The organism is Chryseobacterium cupriresistens, assembly GCF_046614675.1.
In the GTDB taxonomy this organism is placed as follows: domain Bacteria; phylum Bacteroidota; class Bacteroidia; order Flavobacteriales; family Weeksellaceae; genus Chryseobacterium; species Chryseobacterium cupriresistens.
Map to the genome: position 1 here is coordinate 694,141 of NZ_JBKKJT010000002.1, position 21,232 is coordinate 715,372.

The 21,232-nt window shown below is 36.9% G+C and carries 20 protein-coding genes and 1 pseudogene; 16 read left to right on the forward strand and 5 right to left on the reverse strand.

Annotation, left to right across the window (positions count from 1 at the left end):
• Window positions 1-33 precede the first annotated feature (33 nt).
• The 8 genes from lpxD (at window position 34) to ACLI50_RS08395 (ending at window position 7,125) form a co-directional block, all read left to right on the forward strand.
• Entirely contained in the window at window positions 34-1,065 is a 1,032-nt protein-coding gene (gene lpxD, locus ACLI50_RS08360) for a UDP-3-O-(3-hydroxymyristoyl)glucosamine N-acyltransferase (protein ID WP_110010004.1), read from the forward strand.
• Window positions 1,058-2,455 (forward strand): bifunctional UDP-3-O-[3-hydroxymyristoyl] N-acetylglucosamine deacetylase/3-hydroxyacyl-ACP dehydratase, encoded by a 1,398-nt coding sequence (locus ACLI50_RS08365; protein ID WP_110010003.1) that lies wholly within the window; start codon window positions 1,058-1,060, stop codon window positions 2,453-2,455. Before lpxD ends, ACLI50_RS08365 begins: the two co-directional genes overlap by 8 nt.
• Window positions 2,456-3,250 (forward strand): acyl-ACP--UDP-N-acetylglucosamine O-acyltransferase, encoded by a 795-nt coding sequence (gene lpxA / locus ACLI50_RS08370; protein ID WP_076596575.1) that lies wholly within the window; start codon window positions 2,456-2,458, stop codon window positions 3,248-3,250. It begins immediately after the preceding gene.
• Complete coding sequence (locus tag ACLI50_RS08375) at window positions 3,250-3,921, forward strand: hypothetical protein (RefSeq protein ID WP_137905072.1); 672 nt, start codon at window positions 3,250-3,252, stop codon at window positions 3,919-3,921. The genes lpxA and ACLI50_RS08375 overlap by 1 nt, the downstream gene beginning before the upstream one ends.
• A 17-nt stretch (window positions 3,922-3,938) precedes the next feature.
• Window positions 3,939-4,505 carry an elongation factor P gene (efp, locus tag ACLI50_RS08380; protein WP_002977139.1) on the forward strand — a complete coding sequence of 189 codons (567 nt, stop codon included), beginning with the start codon at window positions 3,939-3,941 and terminating at the stop codon, window positions 4,503-4,505.
• A 67-nt stretch (window positions 4,506-4,572) separates the two neighbouring features.
• Window positions 4,573-5,475 carry a UDP-3-O-(3-hydroxymyristoyl)glucosamine N-acyltransferase gene (locus tag ACLI50_RS08385; protein WP_062674061.1) on the forward strand — a complete coding sequence of 301 codons (903 nt, stop codon included), beginning with the start codon at window positions 4,573-4,575 and terminating at the stop codon, window positions 5,473-5,475.
• A 90-nt stretch (window positions 5,476-5,565) separates the two neighbouring features.
• Complete coding sequence (gene sucD, locus ACLI50_RS08390) at window positions 5,566-6,438, forward strand: succinate--CoA ligase subunit alpha (protein WP_002977143.1); 873 nt, start codon at window positions 5,566-5,568, stop codon at window positions 6,436-6,438.
• Between the two features lie 15 nt (window positions 6,439-6,453).
• Entirely contained in the window at window positions 6,454-7,125 is a 672-nt protein-coding gene (locus tag ACLI50_RS08395; RefSeq protein WP_343643213.1) for a porin family protein, read from the forward strand.
• Window positions 7,126-7,229: 104 nt separating this feature from the next.
• Here the strand turns inward: ACLI50_RS08395 and ACLI50_RS08400 are convergent, their stop codons facing one another.
• From ACLI50_RS08400 to ACLI50_RS08410, 3 genes are all read right to left on the reverse strand, one after another.
• The gene (locus tag ACLI50_RS08400; RefSeq protein ID WP_411413558.1) at window positions 7,230-8,540 is read right to left on the reverse strand and encodes an ABC transporter permease; all 1,311 of its coding nucleotides are present in this window, start codon (window positions 8,538-8,540) and stop codon (window positions 7,230-7,232) included.
• A gap of 4 nt (window positions 8,541-8,544) precedes the next feature.
• Window positions 8,545-9,456 (reverse strand): ABC transporter ATP-binding protein, encoded by a 912-nt coding sequence (locus ACLI50_RS08405; protein WP_202840987.1) that lies wholly within the window; start codon window positions 9,454-9,456, stop codon window positions 8,545-8,547.
• Between the two features lie 109 nt (window positions 9,457-9,565).
• Window positions 9,566-9,916 (reverse strand): T9SS type A sorting domain-containing protein, encoded by a 351-nt coding sequence (locus ACLI50_RS08410; protein ID WP_343643214.1) that lies wholly within the window; start codon window positions 9,914-9,916, stop codon window positions 9,566-9,568.
• A gap of 118 nt (window positions 9,917-10,034) precedes the next feature.
• Between ACLI50_RS08410 and hemB the strand changes: the two genes are divergently transcribed.
• Window positions 10,035-11,024: a porphobilinogen synthase gene (gene hemB / locus ACLI50_RS08415; protein WP_343643215.1), complete on the forward strand. Its 990-nt coding sequence runs from the start codon at window positions 10,035-10,037 to the stop codon at window positions 11,022-11,024.
• 79 nt (window positions 11,025-11,103) lie between these two features.
• Here the strand turns inward: hemB and ACLI50_RS08420 are convergent, their stop codons facing one another.
• The gene (locus tag ACLI50_RS08420) at window positions 11,104-11,397 is read right to left on the reverse strand and encodes a TM2 domain-containing protein (protein WP_411413559.1); all 294 of its coding nucleotides are present in this window, start codon (window positions 11,395-11,397) and stop codon (window positions 11,104-11,106) included.
• A 152-nt stretch (window positions 11,398-11,549) separates the two neighbouring features.
• Between ACLI50_RS08420 and lptB the strand changes: the two are divergent.
• The 3 genes and pseudogenes from lptB to ACLI50_RS08435 form a co-directional block, all read left to right on the forward strand.
• A pseudogene (lptB, locus tag ACLI50_RS08425) lies at window positions 11,550-12,275 on the forward strand (LPS export ABC transporter ATP-binding protein); the annotation flags it as partial.
• 503 nt (window positions 12,276-12,778) lie between these two features.
• Entirely contained in the window at window positions 12,779-14,506 is a 1,728-nt protein-coding gene (locus tag ACLI50_RS08430; RefSeq protein WP_395974892.1) for an ABC transporter ATP-binding protein, read from the forward strand.
• Between the two features lie 62 nt (window positions 14,507-14,568).
• Window positions 14,569-15,522 (forward strand): helix-turn-helix transcriptional regulator, encoded by a 954-nt coding sequence (locus ACLI50_RS08435; RefSeq protein ID WP_411413560.1) that lies wholly within the window; start codon window positions 14,569-14,571, stop codon window positions 15,520-15,522.
• A gap of 159 nt (window positions 15,523-15,681) precedes the next feature.
• Here ACLI50_RS08435 and ACLI50_RS08440 read toward each other — a convergent pair whose 3' ends face one another.
• Window positions 15,682-16,173 (reverse strand): DinB family protein, encoded by a 492-nt coding sequence (locus tag ACLI50_RS08440; protein ID WP_062674075.1) that lies wholly within the window; start codon window positions 16,171-16,173, stop codon window positions 15,682-15,684.
• 173 nt (window positions 16,174-16,346) lie between these two features.
• Here ACLI50_RS08440 and ACLI50_RS08445 point away from each other — a divergent pair, with 173 nt between their 5' ends.
• From ACLI50_RS08445 to ACLI50_RS08460, 4 genes are all read left to right on the forward strand, one after another.
• Window positions 16,347-16,931 carry a hypothetical protein gene (locus ACLI50_RS08445; RefSeq protein WP_411413561.1) on the forward strand — a complete coding sequence of 195 codons (585 nt, stop codon included), beginning with the start codon at window positions 16,347-16,349 and terminating at the stop codon, window positions 16,929-16,931.
• Between the two features lie 346 nt (window positions 16,932-17,277).
• The gene (locus tag ACLI50_RS08450) at window positions 17,278-19,698 is read left to right on the forward strand and encodes a TonB-dependent receptor plug domain-containing protein (protein ID WP_343643218.1); all 2,421 of its coding nucleotides are present in this window, start codon (window positions 17,278-17,280) and stop codon (window positions 19,696-19,698) included.
• A gap of 190 nt (window positions 19,699-19,888) precedes the next feature.
• Window positions 19,889-20,458, forward strand: coding sequence for a cob(I)yrinic acid a,c-diamide adenosyltransferase (locus tag ACLI50_RS08455; RefSeq protein WP_034699206.1), 570 nt, complete (start codon window positions 19,889-19,891; stop codon window positions 20,456-20,458).
• Complete coding sequence (locus tag ACLI50_RS08460) at window positions 20,448-21,095, forward strand: thiamine diphosphokinase (protein ID WP_411413562.1); 648 nt, start codon at window positions 20,448-20,450, stop codon at window positions 21,093-21,095. Before ACLI50_RS08455 ends, ACLI50_RS08460 begins: the two co-directional genes overlap by 11 nt.
• Window positions 21,096-21,232 lie beyond the last annotated feature (137 nt).

Sequence of the window (21,232 nt, forward strand, 5' to 3'; positions counted from 1 at the left end):
TGCAAATTATAGAATTTCTTATCTTTGCAGAATATGGAATTTACAGCTTCGCAAATTGCAAGTTTTATTGACGGAAAAATAATAGGTGACGAGAATGCACTTATTACGGGAGTTTCACCAATTGAAAATGGGGAATCGGGACATCTTTCTTTTATAGCACAAGATCGGTTTTCTCATTTTTTGGATAGCTCAAAATGCTCTGTTATCATCGTTTCGGAAAAACTTCTGGAGAAAAATCATTATAACCCTACCTTAATCGTTGTAAAAGATGCCTATCTTTCTTTTCAGATTCTGATGAATTTATATCAGGAAATGCAGGGAAGAAAAGAAGGTATTGAGAACGGTTCATCTATTCATGATACCGCTGTCATAGGAGATAAAGCGTATATCGGGGCATTTACTTATGTTTCCGAGAAAGCTAAGATCGGGGAAGGATCACAGATCTATCCACATGTATATATAGGGAAAGGAGTGAAAATTGGTAAAAACTGTAAGATAGACAGTGGTGCCAGAATTTACGACTACTGTATTATTGGAGATAACTGTGTGATTCATTCCAACACGGTAATCGGAGGAGACGGTTTTGGTTTCCAGCCAACGGCTGAAGGCTTCAAGAAAATTCCGCAGCTTGGAAATGTAATCATTGAAGACGATGTAGAAATCGGGTCAAACTGTAGTATTGACAGAGCCACGATAGGTTCTACAATAATAGGTAAAGGGACCAAGATTGATAATCTGATTCAGATTGCCCACAACGTGAAAATTGGTCAGAACAACGTAATTGCTGCACAGGCAGGAATTGCAGGTTCCACCACTATCGGAGACTGGAATCAGATTGGTGGCCAGGTAGGTGTCGTAGGACATATCAAAATAGGAAACCAGGTGAAAATTCAGGCTCAGAGTGGAGTGAATTCCAGTGTTAATGACAGAGAAACTTTGTACGGTTCACCAGCAATCAGTTACAATGACTATTTAAGGAGTTATGTTCATTTCAGGAACTTACCTGGAATTGTAAATAGAATAAATAATCTTGAGAATAACTCAAAAGATAATACTAATGAGTGATATGCAAAAAACACTTCAGCAAGAGGTAACTCTTTCTGGAATTGGCCTTCATACAGGTAAAGAAGTAAAACTTACCATTAAACCTGCTAAAGAAAATACAGGTTTTGTATTTGTAAGAACAGACTTGGAGGGACATCCTCAGGTAGAAGCTGATGTAAATTATGTGGTAGCAACCGAAAGAGGAACTACATTAGAAAAATTAGGGGTAAAAATTACCACTTGCGAACATCTTCTGGCAGCCCTTGTTGGCTGTGATATTGATAACGCAATTTTAGAAATGGATGCCTCTGAACCACCAATTTTGGATGGATCCTCAAAATACTTTGTGGAAGCTATCGAAAGTGTGGGAGTAGCAGAACAAGCCATTGCAAGAGAATATCTTGTTGTAAAAGAGGTTCTTACCTACAGTGATCCGGCTACTGGTTCGGAAATCACAATCATTCCTTCGGATACTTACGAGGTAACTACTATGGTAGATTTTGGGACTAAAGTATTAGGTACTCAGAATGCTACTCTTAAAAATATTTCAGAATTTAAAGACGAAATCTCATCAGCAAGAACATTCAGCTTCCTGCATGAATTGGAAATGCTTTTAGATCATGGTTTGATCAAAGGTGGAGATATTTCCAATGCCATTGTATATGTAGATAAAGATCTTACTCCTGAAACTACAGAAAAATTAAAGAAAGCCTTTGGGAAAGATAATGTATCGATAAGACCCAACGGTATTCTTGACAATCTTAACTTAAACTATCCTAACGAAGCGGCGAGACACAAATTACTGGATGTAATCGGTGACCTTGCTTTGGCAGGAGTAAAAATAAAAGGTAAAGTTATTGCTAACAAACCGGGACACTTTGTGAATACTCAGTTTGCGAAAAAACTAAACCGCCAGTGGAAATTGCAGAAAAAGAAAAACGTTCCGGATTTTGACCTGACAAAAGAACCAGTATTCGATATCAACGGAATTATGAAGCTTATGCCTCACAGACCTCCGTTCTTATTGATCGATAAAGTTCTTGAACTTTCAGACTCTCACGTAGTAGGTTTGAAAAACGTAACCATGAACGAACCTTTCTTCGTGGGACACTTCCCTAAAGAACCTGTAATGCCTGGAGTTCTTCAGGTAGAAGCATTGGCACAGACAGGAGGAATTCTTGTATTGGCCAGCGTTCCGGATCCTGAAAACTATTCTACTTATTTCATCAAAATTGATAAGGTGAAATTCAAGAGAAAAGTAATTCCGGGAGATACACTTATATTCAAAATTGAATTGATAGAGCCTATCAGAAGAGGAATTGTTCATATGCAGGGGTATGGATATGTAGGAGACACTGTAGCAGTAGAAGCAGAGCTTATGGCTCAAGTTGCAAAAAATAAAGTTGATTAAATGATTCATCAATTAGCAGCCGTAGATAAACGTGCGAAAATCAGCAAAAATGTAATCGTAGAACCTTTCACTACCATTGCAGGGGATGTAGAAATTGGAGAAGGAACATGGATTGGTCCTAATGTAACCATTATGGATGGCGCAAGAATAGGAAAAAACTGTAGGATTTTTCCGGGTACTGTAATCTCTGCAATTCCTCAGGATCTGAAATTTGATGGTGAAGATACCCAGGTAATTATCGGTGATGATACAACAATCAGAGAATGTGTTACCGTAAACAGAGGGACAAAGGCTTTGGGATATACTAAAATAGGAGCGAACTGCCTTATTATGGCTACCTCGCATATTGCCCATGATTGTGTTATCGGAGATCACGTTATCATTGTAAACGGTTGTGGTATTGCAGGACATGTGGAGATTGGAGATTATACTGTAATGGGAGGTTTATCAGCAGTTCACCAATTCGGTAAAATCGGAAAACATGTCATGATTTCCGGAGGTACTCTGGTAAGAAAAGATATTCCGCCTTACGTAAAAGTTGCAAGAGAGCCTATGTCTTATGCCGGTATCAATTCTGTGGGTTTAAGAAGAAGAGGATTTACCAATGAGAAAATCTTTGAAATCCAGAAAATCTACAGAGCCATCTTCCAGATGAAGATGAACGTTTCACAGGCTATTTCCCATATTGAAAAAGAAATGCTTCCAACGGCTGAGAGAGATGAGATCTTACAGTTTATTCAAAACTCACCAAGAGGTATCGTAAAAGGATACGGAACCGGTAAAGAGAGTAACTGATGAAAAAATTGTCTTTCCTTTTTGTACTGGCGATTTCCCATTTTTATCTGTCCCAGAACCAGAGAATAACAGGTATGGAGTTCTATTACGGCTTCTCGGACTATAAAAAAGACAGCCTTGCTAAACCCAGTGTTTATGCAGAAGTAAAAAGTCAGAATGAAGATTACATCAAAATATCTCCATTCAGATATACAGATACGGATAAAAAAGCAAAGAAGGAGAATAGAGCATGGCTGATGAAATATCAGGATAATCTGTATTTTAGTATGACCTATGCAGCGTATATCTATTCTTTTGATACATTTGCAAGAGTCAATGTAATTGGGAAGAAATATTTTCTGGTCTATCTTGATGAAGTAAAAGATAAAAAAGCAATTTCATACAATAATCCTTATGGAGGAGGTTTGCTGGGAGGTGCTTTAAATGCAGGGCTGACTCCTAAGTTTGCATGGAAGGATAAAAAAGGAAATTCTTACAAGGTTCTTTTGATTGATATTGAAAAATCAAATAATACCTCTGATAAAAGAGATGTCAGCTTCGGATTGGTAGTAGATACAAAACTTATTGTGAAGCTCACAGATAATGATCCTGAAGTCATTTCAAAACTAAAGACCAATCAGTATTACTTAGAGGATATAATTGATTTGGTGAACAAAGAGAATAATAAATAAAAGAATATAATATATTAATGGCAACAAGTAACGATATCAGAAAAGGGCTATGCATCGAATATAGCAATGATATTTATAAAGTAATCGAGTTCCTCCACGTAAAACCGGGAAAAGGACCTGCTTTCGTAAGAACAAAATTAAAGTCAGTGACGAACGGTAAAGTAATTGATAATACTTTCTCTGCAGGACACAAAATTGATGAAGTAAAAGTAATCACCAGAAAATTCCAGTATCTGTATGATGATGAGAACGGATTCCACTTCATGAACAATGATGATTTCTCTCAGTTATACATCAACAAAGAAATGATTGAGAACTCTCAGTTTATGAAAGCGGGTGAAGAAGTGACTATCATTTTGAAAGAAGCTGATGAAACTCCACTTTCTGCTGAACTTCCACAATCCGTATACCTTGATGTTATCGAAGCTGATCCGGGTGTAAAAGGAAACACAGCAACCAATGCTCTTAAAAACGCAATCGTTGAAACAGGAGCAAGAGTAATGGTTCCTTTGTTCATTGAACCGGGAGACAGAATTAAAGTAAGCACTGAAGACGGCAGCTACTTAGAAAGAGTAAAAGAATAAATAAAATGTACATAAATTCGGTTTGCATCAGCACTCCGAATTTTGTTTTATAAGAAAATCTATTGTTATGAGATTCCATTCTCCGCAAAAGCTTAAAACCATTGCAGATTTAATAGGCTCAGCATTTGTAGGCCCTGAAGATTTCGAAGTATTGGGCACCAATGAAATTCACATGGTAAAACCAGGTGATATTGTTTTTGTGAATCACCCTAAATATTACGACAAAGCGTTAAACTCTGCAGCTACTATTATTTTAATTGATAAAGAAGTAGATTGCCCGGAAGGCAAAGCGCTTTTGGTTTCTGATGATCCTTTCAGAGACTTTAATAAAATCAATACCCATTTTACCAGAATCTATAATTTCACAGAAGAACTACACGATGTTGAAATAGGAGAAGGAACCAAAATCCATTCTTCGGCAGTAATCGGGAACAACGTGAAAATCGGGAAAAATACCTTAATCTTTCCTAATGTTGTCATTGGTGACCGTACGGAAATTGGTGATAATGTCATCATCCAGTCCAATACAGTTCTGGGAGGTGATGCATTTTATTACAGAAAATTAAATGGAAATTTTGACCGTCTGATTTCTGTTGGAAATGTTGTTATTGAAAACAATGTGGAGATCGGAAACGGGTGTACCATTGACAGAGGAGTTACAGACTCTACCATCATTGGAGAAGGATCCGTTTTGGATAACCAGATTCAGATCGGACATGATACCGTTATCGGAAAAAAATGCCTGATTGCTTCTCAGGTAGGAATTGCAGGATGCTGTATCATTGGTGATGAAGTGACATTATGGGGACAGGTAGGAATTGCTTCCGGCAATAAAATTGAGTCGGGATCCGTGCTTCTGGGAAAAACAGGAGTCAACAGAGATCTTGAAAAAGGAACCTATATCGGGATGTTTGCAGAAGATTTTAAAACTTATCTGAAAAAAGAAGTAAAACTGAGAAATCTCAAATAAACAATTCCAAAGGTTTTATCCAAAATCAAAGAAATTTGAGTAAATTTGTGAGCATTAATAAAATAATAAATAAATTAAAACAACAATAAAATGTCAATTTTAGTAAACAAAGATTCTAAAGTAATTGTACAAGGATTTACAGGGAACGAAGGAACTTTCCACGCTGGTCAGATGATTGAATACGGAACAAACGTAGTAGGTGGTGTTACCCCAGGAAAAGGAGGTAGCGAGCACTTAGGAAAACCGGTATTTAATACAGTAGCTGACGCTGTTGAAAAAGCAGGAGCAAACGTAAGTATCATTTTCGTACCACCGGCATTCGCAGCAGACGCTATCATGGAAGCTGCTGAAGCAGGAATCAAAGTAATTGTATGTATTACTGAAGGTATTCCTGTAGCTGATATGGTAAAAGTAAAATCTTACATCGCTGACAGAGACTGCAGATTAATCGGACCAAACTGCCCTGGAATCATTACTTCTGAAGAAGCTAAAATTGGTATTATGCCAGGTTTCGTTTTCAAAAAAGGAAAAGTAGGTATCGTTTCAAAATCAGGAACGCTTACTTATGAAGCTGCTGACCAGGTAGTAAGAGCAGGTTACGGTATCTCTACTGCAATCGGAATCGGTGGTGACCCAATCATCGGAACAACTACAAGAGAAGCATTAGAGCTATTCATTAACGATCCTGAAACTGAAGCTGTTGTAATGATCGGTGAAATCGGTGGAGGTCTTGAAGCTGAAGCTGCAAGATGGTACAAAGCAAGCGGATCTACTAAACCGGTTGTAGGTTTCATCGCCGGACAGACCGCTCCGAAAGGAAGAACAATGGGACACGCAGGTGCTATCGTAGGTGGTGCTGAAGATACAGCTCAGGCAAAAATGGAAATCATGAGAGAAAACGGTATCAACGTTGTTGATTCTCCTGCTGATATTGGTGCTACTGTAGCTAAAATTCTAGGATAATATAAAACCAAACATATGAAAAAACTTTTATTAGCCTCAGCTTTAACGCTTTCTGCTTTATCATTTGCACAGGTGCAGTGGAAAAGCACAAGATTTGGAGTGACAGGAGGTTTAAACTACTCCAGAGTATCTAACGCCCATAATCCTTCAGGCCCAAGATATACTTTCCAGGCTGGAGCTTTGGCATTGATTCCCGTAGGAAAGGCAAACCAATTCTTTATTCAACCTGAAGTTCTGTATTATGGTGCAGGAGAAACAGGAAAAGATAAAGATGCTAAAGGGGTAAGTGGTTATGACGCATTATATGCTAATAACTACCTGAGTGTACCTCTTTATTTTAAAGGATATTTTTCTGAAGCAGAATCAGAATTCTTTGGATTGATAGGACCTAGATTTAACTTCTTGCTGAGCCAGAACGTTAAAGACGCTCCAGTAAGCAGACCTTATTATGATCCCGATGTTACTGATCCTAACCAGCCGGCAGGCGTAAACGGTAAGGCCAACAGTTTTAACTGGGGACTTGGTCTGGGCGTAGGATATAGCTACAAAAGACAACTTGAAGTAGCGGTAAAATATGACTTAGGTCTAAGCGATACTTATCCTGGTCTTGCTAAAGAAACCAAAGGTACTGATAAGAAAAAATCAGAACAGGTAATTGCACTTACTTTAAGCTATATATTCAAATAGAATATTTCAGAATATAAAAAATCCCGGAAACGCAGTTTCCGGGATTTTTTTTTTTATCTGTTGGCAAATCAATCAGCGTTTTCAGCTTTTCCGTTATTTAGCCATTACCCTTTAATCCACTTCCAAAGCTCTTTTAACGTAGCTTTATTTCCATACATTAAAATTCCTACACGATAGATTTTGCCGGCAAGGAAGATCATGAAAATAGTGGTTACCAGCAATAATGTAATAGACAATGCAATCTGCCATGCAGGAACTCCAAACGGAATTCGGGCAATCATAGCAACCGGTGAAGTAAACGGGATGATGGATAGCCAGAAGCCTAAAGGACCTTCCGGATTGTTCATCAATGTGAAGCTTCCATACATTCCTAATGTCAGCGGTAAAATAGCAAATAAAGTAAACTGCTGGGTTTCTGTTTCGTTATCCACTGCAGAACCAATAGCTGCATAAATAGAACTATAGAAGATATACCCTAAAAGGAAAAATACGATGAATACAAAAATGATGAGCGGGAAGTTCAACTCCAGTAAACTGTGAGAAATCTGGGTAGCAAGCTGTCCCATATCCAGTTTACTTGCCATCTCCTCATTTCCCCCCGGAATATTCTTTTGAAGAGGAGAGAACCCTGTATTGAGTACCAATGCACCAATAACAGACATGGTAATCCAGATCAGAAACTGGGTCAGTGCAACCATGGTTACTCCCAGAATTTTACCCATCATCAGTTCAAAAGGTTTTACAGAAGAAATGATGATCTCTACAACACGGTTGTTTTTTTCTTCAAGTACACTTTTCATCACCCTTACCCCGTAAATAATGATGAACATAAAAGTAACATACATCAGTACCATACTCAATCCGGATTTCACCCCGAAAACAAGATCCGAGTCCTCTTTGTTATTATCCGTAACGTTGATGGTTTTTAAGCTGAAGTTTTTATCAAGATCGTTTAATTGAGTTTCCTGAATACCCAGCTGCTTGATCTTTTCTTTTCGGACAACATTACTGATATCAGATACAATTCTCTGTTTTGTGTCAAACCCGATTTTACTGTTGATAATCAGTCTGGTTTCCTTTTCAAGCTCATCAAAATTCTGGTTTTTCAGCTGTGGAAGAATCAGGATGCCATCGAGAGATTCATTCCCTTTTAGATTGTTAATCTTGGACTTTTCATCCGCTGCAGAAACAAAAACATAGCTTAATTTATCATTTGATTGAAGCTGATTGGTAAACAAGCCGCTCTTATCAACCACTTCTATGATACTATGCGATTCATTCGCCTTAAACATTAGCCCTACCACTGCTCCGAAAGCAATAATCAGGACAGGGGCAAGCAGAGTCAATATGATAAAGGATTTTTTCTTAACCTGGGTAAGAAACTCTCTCTTGGTAATTAAAAAAATATTATTCATAAAATTAAGAATGGTTACTTACAGCATTAATAAACACTTCATTCATACTTGGTATTCTTTCGTCGAATGATCTCACTTTACCTACCTGTACAAGATCAAGAAGAACATTATTCTGGCTCTGCTCATTTTTCAGGTCAAAAGAAACAAGATTATTTTCATTGGATAAATTGAAGATCTCATATTTGTTTCTGAAATTTTCAAACTGATCATTGCTTACTTCAGAAAGCGTAATCCCAAAAATATTTTTCTTGAATTTTTCCCTTACGTCAAAAACCCTTCCGTCAATAATCTTCTTTGAATTGTTGATCAACGCAACATAATCACACATTTCCTCCACACTTTCCATTCTGTGGGTAGAAAGAATGATGGTCGTTCCGTTATTTTTAAGGTCAATGATCTGATCTTTAATTAAGTTGGCATTCACCGGATCAAAACCTGAAAACGGCTCATCAAGAATTAAAAGATGAGGCCTGTGAAGAACAGTAACTACAAACTGGATTTTTTGAGCCATTCCTTTAGAAAGTTCAGAAAGCTTTTTCTTCCACCATTGGTCGATGTTCAGCTTTTCAAACCATTTTTTGGCTTCATTCAAGGCATCACTTTTTTTCATGCCTTTCAGTTCCCCGAAATAGAGAATCTGGTCACCAACCGTCATGTTTTTGTACAGTCCTCTTTCTTCAGGCATATAGCCAATATCTTTAATATGACCTGGATTAAGCTTTTGGCCATTGATATGGATTTCTCCGGAATCTGCCTGAGTAATTTGGTTAATGATACGGATAAAAGAAGTCTTTCCGGCTCCGTTAGGACCTAAAAGGCCATAAATACTGCCTTTCGGGACATGGATGCTGAAATCATCCAGGGCGACCTTTTTTCCGGCATTATAGGTCTTTTTAATATGTTCAGCTTTTAGCATTAAATCGTTTCTTTTTACTATTAGTATGAAAAAGTCCCGAAAGTTACGGAAATATTAAAACAGAATTAATGTAAAAAGAAAAAATCCTGATGATTATCAGGATTTTAATTTATTGTTTCACGATTTGAGTAACTTTCTGTGTGTTGTCACTTAAAATATATCGGATCATATATTTTCCGGGCTTCAATTTTTCAATATTAATCTCTCCGGAATTCATATTTACCGTATAACTAGCGACCTGCATACCCAAAATTGAATAAAAAGTCACGCTTTTGATTCTTAAAGAAGAATCTTTTGCCTTAATAATAAGGAAATCCTTTGCAGGATTTGGATAGGCAAGCAATACACCGTCATCCGCCTTTTGAGTGGTGGAACCCGGCTCTCTAAGCTGAGCTTTGAAATTGTTGGAAAATCCAACAAAAGTGCCTACAAATAGAAATAAAAGTAAAAGTTTTTTCATCAAATTTATAATTTCTCGAATATATATAACAAATGTAATACATTCTGCAATTTCGTACAATAGTTTTTTGCAGAACTTATATTAAATTTGTAGAAACTTATTCAAAAAGTATTCCAAAATGATACATTCAAGAAATAGAAGACTTAGAGTTAATGAATCTATCAGAGGTTTGGTAAGAGAAAATGTGCTTACAACTGATGATTTTGTAATGCCGATCTTCGTAATGGAGGGCGAAAACAAGCAGGAGGCAATCCCGTCTATGCCGGGAATTTTCAGGCGCAGTATAGATTTAACAGTGAAGGAATGTAAGGAATTATTTTCTTTGGGGGTAAAAGCTGTCAATTTGTACATGAAAGTGTCAGAACATCTGAAAGACAATACAGGAAAAGAAGCCTGGAACAAAGACGGATTGATGCAGAACACCATCAAAGCCATCAAAGATGCCGTTCCGGGAATGATTGTAATGCCGGATGTAGCTTTAGATCCTTATTCAATCTACGGACACGATGGAATTATTGAAAACGGAAAAGTTGTAAATGATGCTACCAATGATGCACTGGCAAGAATGTCGGTATCTCATGCAGAAGCAGGAGCTGATCTTGTAGCACCAAGTGATATGATGGATGGCAGAGTAATGGTCATTCGTGAAGCTTTGGAAGAAAGCGGATTTACAGATGTAGGAATTGTAAGTTATGCTGCCAAATATGCAAGTTCTTTCTACGGCCCTTTCAGAAGTGCTTTAGACAGTGCTCCGAAAGATGATATGGAAATTCCGAAAGATAAAAAAACATATCAGATGGATTTCCACAACTCACGCGAAGCCCTGAATGAGGTATTTAAAGATATAGATGAAGGAGCTGATGTAATTATGATTAAACCAGGACTTCCGTACCTGGATATCGTTTCCAAAGTACGTGAAGCCATCGATCTTCCGATTGCAGTATACAATGTAAGTGGAGAATATGCCATGGTAAAAGCAGCGGCTCAAAACGGCTGGCTGGATAACGACAAAACAATCATTGAAAGTTTGACTTGTTTTAAAAGAGCTGGTGCAGATATGATCTTTACTTATTTTGCAAAAGAAGCAGCTATTCTTTTAAATAAATAATGATTAAATTCATTCCAATAAAAAAGAGACTACTCAATCGGTAGTCTCTTTTTATTTCTAATGAGGTGATGATAATTTTTTACAACCATCCTTTTTTTCCATAGACATACGTATCATCGAATTGTTTATCGCTCATAAAAAGATATAAAATACCTTCGATAAAAGGAATAACAGAGGCAGCACCAAAAGTAACGATATTCAGAAGCAGCTGAATAATTCCCTCCTTCGTATATCCAAGATAAAATTTATTTAAAGCCAGCCATCCCACAAGAATTCCCAATATAGCGGCAGGGATTTTCTTTTCTGAACGGTAAGGAACATTGCTTTGCTGGTTGTGCACATTTTCTGTTTTTGTATACCCGTAGTTTTCCATTTCTTACTATTTATAATTGATTGATGTTTTACGATAAGTAGATTAAAGTAGTGAAAAGTTACAATAGGTTGTAAATGAACAAGTTTAGATTTAACGTAAACAAGTTTAGATTAACCTATAAGTGAAGTTTATATTTTTGATATATTTGCCCTATGATTTTACGAGGAGAAAACTTAATCAAGGAATACGGTCCTAAAAAAGTTGTAAAAGGCGTTTCTGTACAGGTTCAACAGGGAGAAATTGTTGGTTTGCTGGGTCCGAACGGGGCAGGAAAAACCACATCGTTTTATATGATTGTAGGGTTGGTTAAGCCTACTTCAGGAAAAATTTTTCTGGATAAGCAGGAGATTACTACCGATGCCATGTACCGAAGAGCCCAGAAGGGAATCGGATATCTGGCTCAGGAAGCTTCGGTTTTCAGAAAACTGTCTGTAGAGGAAAATATCATGGGCGTATTACAGCTGACCAAACTTTCAAAACGTGAGCAGCAGATCAAATGTGATGAACTGATTGAAGAGTTTTCTTTACAGCACGTTCGTAAAAACAGAGGTGATCTTCTTTCCGGGGGAGAAAGACGTAGAACCGAGATTGCACGCTGTCTTGCCACAAGCCCGAACTTCATTCTTCTGGATGAGCCTTTCGCAGGGGTAGACCCGATTGCCGTAGAAGATATTCAGAAAATTGTAAGAAGTCTTGTTGATAAAAATATCGGAATTCTGATTACCGACCACAACGTACAGCAAACCCTGGCGATTACCAATAAAACCTATATTATGTTTGAAGGAAAGATCCTTAAAGAAGGACTTCCGGAAGATCTTGCCAATGATCCGCAGGTAAGAGAAGCCTATCTGGGTGAAAACTTCGTGTATCAGAGTATTTTAGATAAGCCTAAAAAGAAGAAATACGCTTACAATATCTGGGCTGGTAATTTTGATTCAAAATCACAGCTGCAAGGATTTGTGAATGAAAATTTCAGTCAGTTTGATGATCTTAGATTGTTACATGGCTTTGAAGAAGTCAGCTTTGCAACCTTAGCGAACTCTGAAATTGAACATATTTTTAATGATGTAGTGGATAAAAATGCCAACAACTCATTTGTTTTGCAGAAAAAAGAAATCAATTCCCAATATTCTCTGGAACAGGCAGAAGCAGAGTCTAAAGAAGCCAGCAGAAAAGAGCTGCACTACCTTACAACTTATGTATTTGAAGGATAAAATATAAGCATTCACTTGCTGAACATGATAATAAAACGTACCTTTTTCTCTTGAAAGCGGTACGTTTTTCATTTAAAATGATTTCTATGGCTAAACCTTTTAACAGAACTGTCACCTTATTCGGAATCTATAAACAGCTTGTCCCGTTCATCAGACCTTACAGACCTATGATTTACGGAACCTTGTTTCTTACTTTTCTGGGTGCTCTGGCAGCACAGGTGAACCCGATTGTTCTGAAATACACGGTGGATGAAGTCACTAAACTTACGCATCTTCCGCATCCGATGTCGGAGGGAATTCATATTCTCATTATTATTTCCATTATTTTACTGGGGAAAGAATTGTTGAACATCTTTATCAACTTCGGACAGAAATTTTATGGCGAAAAAATAAGGATCAATGTGAGCTCCGTGCTGGCACAATCAGCCATTGATAAGATTTTGACCTACAGAGTTGCTTATTTTAATGATGAAAACCATGAGTCCGGAAAATTACAGATCAGAATAGACCGCGGAATAGAAAGTCTGACAAGATTGGTTCAGAACTTTTTTATTGATATCCTTCCTCTTTTTTCCAATGCCATTATTGCACTCATCATTATGTATATGCAGAATGTGTATGTAGGGCTCGTTTCTACAATCATTGTTCCGATTTATTTCTACATTAGTTCTCTGCAGGCCAAAAAACTGGGTGGAGTGAGACGCCAGCTTAGAAATCAGAGAGAAAAAAAGACCTCCGGACTTTTGAACCTGATCAATTCTATTATGGTCATTAAAAGTTTTGTCCGGGAAAAATTTGAAGGGAAAAAACAATATGACCTTCAGATGGAGCTGATGGAAAGCCAGATGATCACAAGAAGAACCAATTTTATTTATGATGGTTTAAAAACTTTTATTGAGCAGTTCGGTGTTGTTTTGATTATCCTTTTAACCGTTTATCTTGTACTTGACCAGCAAATGACCATTGGAGCAATTATGCTTCATATTATGCTTTTCAACAATGTTTCGGCACCGATCCGGCAGCTTCACAGGATTTATGATGATATGAACGATGCCATGATCTATGCCGAAGGATATTTCGATATTTTAAATGCAGATAGTGAGACAGAATCAAACGGTACTTTTGTAGAAAAAGAAATCAAAGGAACTTTTGAATTGAAGAATGTTGATTTCACCTATCCCAACGGTACAAAAGCGTTACATAATGTTTCCATGAAAATTGAAAACGGAAAAACGACTGCTTTGGTAGGATTGAGCGGTGCAGGAAAGTCAACGGTTATCAATCTTTTGTGTAAATTCTATCTTCCGGATTCCGGGGAGATTCTTTTGGATGGAGTCAACCTTAATGAATATGAAAATACTTTCCTGAGAAGTGATCTTGGGTTGGTACTTCAAAAAAATCATATCTTTCAGGGAAGCATAGAAGATAATATCCGTTACGGAGATATGAATGCCGGTTTTGAAAAAATTCAGGAGGCTGCAAAAAAAGCTTATCTGCACGATCAGATCATGGATCTTCCTGAAAAATATCAGCATGATGCTACTCAGCTTTCAGGAGGACAGCAGCAGAGAATTGCCATTGCCAGACTGTTCCTTAAAAATCCACCGATTATTTTTCTGGATGAACCGACAGCCAGCCTTGATGCCATTGCTACAGAACAGATCAAAAATTCTCTGGATGCTATTAAAGAAGGAAGAACGGTGATCATCATTTCCCATTCTCTTTCACAGATTCTGGATTCAGATACGATTTATGTGATGAAAAAAGGCAGAGTGGTGGAAAATGGAACTCATGATGAATTATACAATAAAGAAGGAACATACCGTGAGATTTTTGATGCCTCAGCCCGCAGTCTTAATCTCGATAAACTGGTGAATACTTTTAAAGAAAATTAAAGTCAAAAAGCCATCTCATTTATAAGTCATACCTCAAAAAAGAATTTTAGCTTTGTTCCATCATGAACGATCACTATTTAAAAAAGCTCGATAGGGTAACGGCTATCCTTACCCAGTTGCAGTCGAAACCTGTTGTACGCGCTCAGGATCTGGCTGAAAAGTTTGATGTAAGTATCAGAACTATTTACCGTGATGTAAAAACCCTGGAAAATGCGGGTATTCCTATTGTTGGAGAAGCTGGAAATGGTTACTCTTTAATGGATGGTTACAAACTTCCTCCCATTATGTTTACCAAAGAAGAAGTGTTAAGTTTCATTACTGCTGAAAAGCTGATGCAGAAATTTTCCCACCAAAGCTTGGGAAATCATTATCAGGCTGCCATGGAAAAAGTACGTTCAGTACTGAAATATTCTGATAAAAATCTGATTAAAAATATCGAGAAGCAAATAGATGTTTTCAGCTTTCATACAGATTCCGGAGATTCACTGAAAAACGTAATTCCTATCATTCTCGAAAGCATTGCGGAGAAAACCCAGCTCAATATCAGGTATAAAACGGTAGATGAAAGAGTAAGCAACAGAACGATTGAAACAGTTGGTATGTTTTTCGAATTTAATTTCTGGTATATCATGGCCTACTGTATCTTGAGAAAAGATTTCAGGCAGTTTCGTATCGACAGAATTCTGGAAATCTCAAAAACACAGAATCCGTTTTTACAGGAATACGGACAAGTGAATGATTACCGTAAAAAATCAAATGGAAATAAGGTTATAGCCAAACTGCTGGTTGATAAAAAGATCATGAATCATTTGGTAAATTCTAAAAAATACTATGGATTGATAGAAGAAGTAGAAACCGAACGGGGGATGGAACTCACTTTTGAAACAGAATGGATCAGTGATGGATTTCCCCGCTGGTTGATCACTTTTGCAGATTATGCTACAGTTCTGGAGCCGGAAAGTCTTCGCATCCGTTTGAATGAACTGCTTGTAAAAATGGTTGAAAGACATCAATAATAAAACCCCAACAAGACTGTTGAGGTTTAAAGACTTAATTGAGGCAAATAAATGAAATGGTTTAAGGAAAGGCAGAATTGCAAAAAAGTCAATTTGTTGTGTCGCAAAAAAAGATATAAGTTTTGGTTACCCTTTCTGCAATTTTACCTTCTCAGTGCATTAAAATCTCTCCCAGAAGAAAGGGGGTTCAATTCCTAAAGCTCTCAGATAAACGTATCCTTGTCCACGGTGATGAACTTCATTATCTACAAAATAAAGAATGTTCTGATATACCGGAAATTCATATTGTCCGAATAAATTGAAAGTCTCCTGAAAACGTTCTTCAGAAATCTGATTGAAATAATGGTTGATCACTTCCGTTTCTTCATCCCATTTTTTCAAAATTTCTTCCTTGGTTTTCGGATTAAAAGCTTCTTCACTGTAAGCTTCCATATTTCCTTCCACAATTCCTTTTAAAGCAGGCCCGCCAATGCTGATCAGTTCTACTGCCAGTTTTGCAAATGGTCTCATTCCGCCTACAGAAAATTCAAATAGCTCTTTTTCAGGAAAAGATTCAATCACTCTTCTTGTAAGATTTCTGTGTCCTTGCCAATCTTCTAATAGCTGTTCAGATGTCATGAATTGTTTTGTAGCTGTTGCTGTAGTTGTCATAATGTTTTGTTTTTTTTGTTTGTTGTTGATACAAAGGTAAGAGAGGGTTATGACAACAGTTTGTCAGCAGGATTTTTCATATTGAAAAAATATTTTTTCTTTGCTAAAATATCCTGGCCCGTTTTTACGTTAGAAAAGAGGATATTAATAAAAAAAACGTTATTATTAGAATTATGAAGAAGTATATTTTGCCTGTTATTACTGGTTTTTTATTAGTATCATGCAATAAGATTGAGGAAAAAATTGACCAGACTGTCCAGAAAACAACCGAAGCAGTACAACAAAAAACACAGCAGGCTGTAGAAGAAACAGTAAAGAAAACAGTCAATGAATCTATAAATTCTTTAACCAACGCCGAAGACGTAAAGTTTAATACCGTTTTCCCTGGTACAGGGGCTTCCATTGTTTCTGAAGAAAAAGGAAAGAAAATTAAAATTCCGGGAATACCAGAAGGATATATCTTTAAATATAAAGCCGACATTGCAGTGTTGCTGCCATTTTTGGAAAGTCAGCCAACGTCTGATGAAAATAAATCTGATAAAACTACCAGAAAGATTGATGGCCAGAACATTATTGACAAAATAAGCTTTTTATCAAAATTTCTTCCTGATAATACATTTGACACCAGTATTCTCGAAGATATTAAATCCGATAAAAATATTCAGTATTATAAGCTGAAAAGATTTCCGAACAGTAGTACCATTATCTACAACCCAAAAAATCAGACCATCATACAATACGTAGAGGTAAATAAATAATTTGGATATGGCCGGTTTCTCCCGGCCATTTTTTTATTTCCATTCATTTTCCGGTCATTGCGAGCCAAAGCGAACCCATCTTAACTCATTGAAAATTACCTTTCAGAACGAATAAAATCATGTTTATTTGTGATGTTAACTAATTAATTTTTTTATACAAATATGATGTTGTTGATTTATATTTTTTCATGTTATTAATAATTCACTTTACGTTTCGAGTATTAATTCCTGTTTTTATTAAATGGCATAGTTTTCGCAAATATGAAATAGAATTGTTATTATATTTTTTATTTTAATGTTTAATGTTAATTTTTTTACTAGTTTTATTAAATAATTAACAATCGACATGAAGGAAAATTTATTGAATAGAAAAATCTATGTCTTAGTATTAAGCGGAGCTGGTGTTATGGGATATGCTCAGGACAGCATAAAACAAAATAAAATAGACGAAGTGGTGGTGACCACGGGGAGAACTAAGCCCAGAACCATCATTACCTCAGCAATTCCTATAGACAATATTTCAGCAGCGCAGCTAAAATCTACAGGACAGGTTACTTTTGACAAAGCTTTAACCTATGCTGTTCCCTCTTTTAATTCATCACAACAAACTGTTTCTGATGCCACGGCCCATTTTGATCCGGCAGACTTAAGGGGTTTGGGACCTTCCAGAACATTAGTTTTAGTTAATAATAAAAGAAAAAATCAAAGTGCTCTCATTTACGTAAATGATACACCGGGAAAAGGTGAAGTAGGTACAGACCTGAAAAGTATTCCTTCAGCAGCCTTACAAAACGTAGAGGTCCTGAGGGATGGAGCATCTGCACAATACGGATCTGATGCTATTGCAGGAGTGATCAATATTATCCTTAAGAATGGTGTTGGGAAAAGCACAGTGAATCTCTTTTCCGGAATTACTTCAAAAGGAGACGGTTTTAATATCGGTGCAGATTTTAATACAGGAATCAGGGTTGCAAAAACAGGAAGCCTGAATATTACCTTAGGATTTTCTTCCCAAAATAAAACGAACCGCGCAGGTTCTGTTACAAAAGATGAACTTTTTGGTGTAGATAATGCCTGGACTCAGGCCAATCCCGGTTTAGGAATGATCATCGGGCAACCGGAGACCAAAGTGGGCAATATGTTTGTAAATTTTGAATTGCCAACAGGTGAGACGGGTAAATTTTATGCTTTTGGGGGTACAACTTATAGAAATGGGACCAGTTTCGCTTTGTATAGAACACCCTATTGGGTACCGTCAGATTTTGGTTTATTAACTCCAAAAGGACAACCTTACAATGGATTTCAGCCGGAATTTAAAACAGATGTTTATGATTATAATTTAACCTCCGGATGGAAAGGAATGTTTGGAAAATGGAGTTTTGACGGGAGTGCCACCTTTGGCTCTAATGCAGTAGATTATGTAGTAGGAAATACCATTAATACATCTTTGGGTGCAAAGTCACCAACAAGTTTTAAGGCAGGTGGTCATCAGTTCAGTAATATTATAGGAAACATAGATGTCAGCCGGGATTTTGGTGCGCTTGTTTTAGGAGCCGGAGTTGAAGTGCGCAATGAAAACTATCAGGCTAGGGCAGGAGAAGAAGCCTCTTATATGGGAAGTGGCGCAGAATCATTTCCGGGACTGCAGCCTCAAAATGAAGTCAATAAAAACCGTCAGAATATCGGAGCCTATTTCAATGCTGAATGGGATGTTACAAAAAACTTATTAGTTGGAGGAACGGTGAGATATGAAAACTTCAGTGATTTCGGAAATAATGTTTCCTGGAAAGGAAATGCAAGATATAAATTGCTGGATGATAAATTGGTTTTCCGTGGATCTGTTTCTACAGGATTCCGTGCACCTTCCTTACACCAGATATATTATTCCAATGTTCAGACCAAAATTACAGGGAATACGGTAGCCAATCAAGGTACCTTTAATAATGACTCTCAAATTGTAAGATCTGATCTTGGTGTTCCAAAATTAAATGCTGAAAAAGCCTTTAACATTACCGGGGGATTGGCCGTAAAACCTTTTAAAAACCTTACTATTACAGCAGATTATTACAGAATAAAAATTGAAGACCGTGTACTTTTTTCAGGAGATATTGGATACAAAACCGGAGCTCCCGGAAGTCCGGACCTGTCAAACCCTGTGGAAGTCATATTAAACAATAATAAAATAACTTCCCTGAAGTTTTTCACCAATGCTGTCAATACAGTTACTCAGGGAGTAGACTTTGTCGCGAATTATTATACTTCTGCTATTGGAAAAGGAAGATTAGGCGTTATTGCTGCCTTCAATTATAACGAGACTAAAATAGTAGATAATATTGCCGTTCCGTCTATTTTGGCGCAAAATGGCTATTCAGAAAACTTTTTTGACAGAAAGGAACAATCCAGAATTACTTCTGCAAGGCCAAAAACAAAAACAATCCTTAGTCTGTCTTATGACATTACAAAGTTTAATTTTAACCTTAATAATACTTACTTTGGTTCTGTTACATGGCAGCATGCCACTGATCCTGCCAAAGATCAGACATTTTCCGGTAAGGTGGTTACAGATATAGTTTTAACCTATAAAATTACGAATGACCTTAAAGTTTCCGGAGTTGTAAATAATTTATTTAATGTTTACCCGGACGTCATAGACAGCAAAGGAGATGTAGTGACAGATCTTGGAGGAAGATTCAAGTATCCATGGGAGGTCAACCAGTTTGGATTTAACGGAACCACTTTTCAGCTTAATGTTAATTACACTTTTTAACTCATCAATAAGGAATTGAAATTTGCTGGTCATACTTAATAATGAGGAAGCAATTTCAAAAGATATACAACCAACCTATGTGAAATTTGCCTGGCATGAATTAATGTCAGGCAATTTTTTTTCAGATAGAACAGGCAGTTATTACTACATTTTACTTTTTACATTGTATAAAAAAAGGTATTTTAGTACTATGAAAATTTATACAAAGACAGGAGATAAAGGTCAGACTGCATTGTACGGCGGAACAAGAGTTTCCAAAGCCAGTGCAAGAGTAGACAGTTATGGAAATATAGACGAGCTGAATTCATTCATAGGGATTGCAAAAAGCCATATCGAAGATGAAGAAGTGCTGAGACAGCTGAAGAAAATCCAGTTTGATTTGTTCACTGTAGGTTCAGAAGCGGCAACACCTGTGGATAAGCTGATGCTTGCCAATGGGAAATCCCGCCTTCCGATCATTATTTCAGAAACAGAAATTGAGGAACTGGAACAATGGATGGATGCTTTTGATGAAAAACTGGAGCCGCTTCAGTATTTTATTTTGCCAGGTGGAGGAAAATCGGCAACTTTTTTACACGCAGCAAGAACCATCTGCAGAAGAGCAGAACGTTCACTGGTATTTCTGAATGAATCAGAAGAAGTACGTCCCGAATTAATTAAATATTTAAACAGGCTTTCAGATTATCTTTTTGTATTGGCCAGATACATATCAAAACTGAACAACGAACCGGAAGAATACTGGAATCCGAATGAAAGATAAAGCAGTACTTTTCATCAACGGAGATGCTCCAAAATCATTACCCAGCCCTGAAAATTATGAATTGATTGCCTGCACAGACGGTGCCTTTCATTATTTAAAAAGAATGGGATTTCCTTTGGATAAGCTGGATTTTATATCCGGCGATTTTGATTCGCACTCCGGATCAGATGAAGATATGTATGAGGAAAAATTTATCCTTACATTAGATCAGGAAAAAACAGACTTTCATAAGGCTCTGGAAATTATTCAGGAAAAAGGTTTTTCAGCAGTTGATGTTTTTGGAGGAAGCGGTGGTGAGCAGGATCATTTTCTTGGAAATCTTACCGTTGCTTTTGCATTCAAAGACCTGATGAATATTAAATTTTATGATGAGTTTTCAGAATATTATTTTATTCCCAATCATTTTACATTGAGAGGAGTGAAAAACAGGATGATTTCTCTTTATCCGTTTCCATCAGTGAATAATATCACGACAAAAGGTCTCAATTGGCCTTTGACTAATGAAAGCCTTAGCATTACTTCAAGAATAGGAACCCGGAATTTTGCCGTTGAAGATGAGGTTTCTATAGAGTATGAATCAGGAGATGTCTTGTTTTTTGTAGGGATCAAGGAGATTGAATATCCGGCAATTTATTAGAGTGATTATTATCAATAGAAATGGACCTTACCTATTGTAAAAAAAGACTGTCATTAAACACAAATTACACCAATGTTTTTCACAAGTGGCACGAATTTTTACATCAATAGAAACGGGCAATAATCCTGAGCTTAGAC

Coding starts and splice junctions, on each gene's coding strand:
- ACLI50_RS08435 (WP_411413560.1), top strand. CDS start 14,569: ATGAACGATCACTATTTAAAAAAGCTCGATAGGGTAACGGCTATCCTT.
- ACLI50_RS08400 (WP_411413558.1), bottom strand. CDS start 8,540: ATGAATAATATTTTTTTAATTACCAAGAGAGAGTTTCTTACCCAGGTT.
- ACLI50_RS08430 (WP_395974892.1), top strand. CDS start 12,779: ATGATTTACGGAACCTTGTTTCTTACTTTTCTGGGTGCTCTGGCAGCA.
- ACLI50_RS08385 (WP_062674061.1), top strand. CDS start 4,573: ATGAGATTCCATTCTCCGCAAAAGCTTAAAACCATTGCAGATTTAATA.
- ACLI50_RS08460 (WP_411413562.1), top strand. CDS start 20,448: ATGAAAGATAAAGCAGTACTTTTCATCAACGGAGATGCTCCAAAATCA.
- ACLI50_RS08365 (WP_110010003.1), top strand. CDS start 1,058: ATGAGTGATATGCAAAAAACACTTCAGCAAGAGGTAACTCTTTCTGGA.
- hemB (WP_343643215.1), top strand. CDS start 10,035: ATGATACATTCAAGAAATAGAAGACTTAGAGTTAATGAATCTATCAGA.
- lpxD (WP_110010004.1), top strand. CDS start 34: ATGGAATTTACAGCTTCGCAAATTGCAAGTTTTATTGACGGAAAAATA.
- ACLI50_RS08450 (WP_343643218.1), top strand. CDS start 17,278: ATGAAGGAAAATTTATTGAATAGAAAAATCTATGTCTTAGTATTAAGC.
- ACLI50_RS08440 (WP_062674075.1), bottom strand. CDS start 16,173: ATGACAACTACAGCAACAGCTACAAAACAATTCATGACATCTGAACAG.
- efp (WP_002977139.1), top strand. CDS start 3,939: ATGGCAACAAGTAACGATATCAGAAAAGGGCTATGCATCGAATATAGC.
- ACLI50_RS08410 (WP_343643214.1), bottom strand. CDS start 9,916: ATGAAAAAACTTTTACTTTTATTTCTATTTGTAGGCACTTTTGTTGGA.
- sucD (WP_002977143.1), top strand. CDS start 5,566: ATGTCAATTTTAGTAAACAAAGATTCTAAAGTAATTGTACAAGGATTT.
- lpxA (WP_076596575.1), top strand. CDS start 2,456: ATGATTCATCAATTAGCAGCCGTAGATAAACGTGCGAAAATCAGCAAA.
- ACLI50_RS08420 (WP_411413559.1), bottom strand. CDS start 11,397: ATGGAAAACTACGGGTATACAAAAACAGAAAATGTGCACAACCAGCAA.
- ACLI50_RS08375 (WP_137905072.1), top strand. CDS start 3,250: ATGAAAAAATTGTCTTTCCTTTTTGTACTGGCGATTTCCCATTTTTAT.
- ACLI50_RS08445 (WP_411413561.1), top strand. CDS start 16,347: ATGAAGAAGTATATTTTGCCTGTTATTACTGGTTTTTTATTAGTATCA.
- ACLI50_RS08405 (WP_202840987.1), bottom strand. CDS start 9,456: ATGCTAAAAGCTGAACATATTAAAAAGACCTATAATGCCGGAAAAAAG.
- ACLI50_RS08395 (WP_343643213.1), top strand. CDS start 6,454: ATGAAAAAACTTTTATTAGCCTCAGCTTTAACGCTTTCTGCTTTATCA.
- ACLI50_RS08455 (WP_034699206.1), top strand. CDS start 19,889: ATGAAAATTTATACAAAGACAGGAGATAAAGGTCAGACTGCATTGTAC.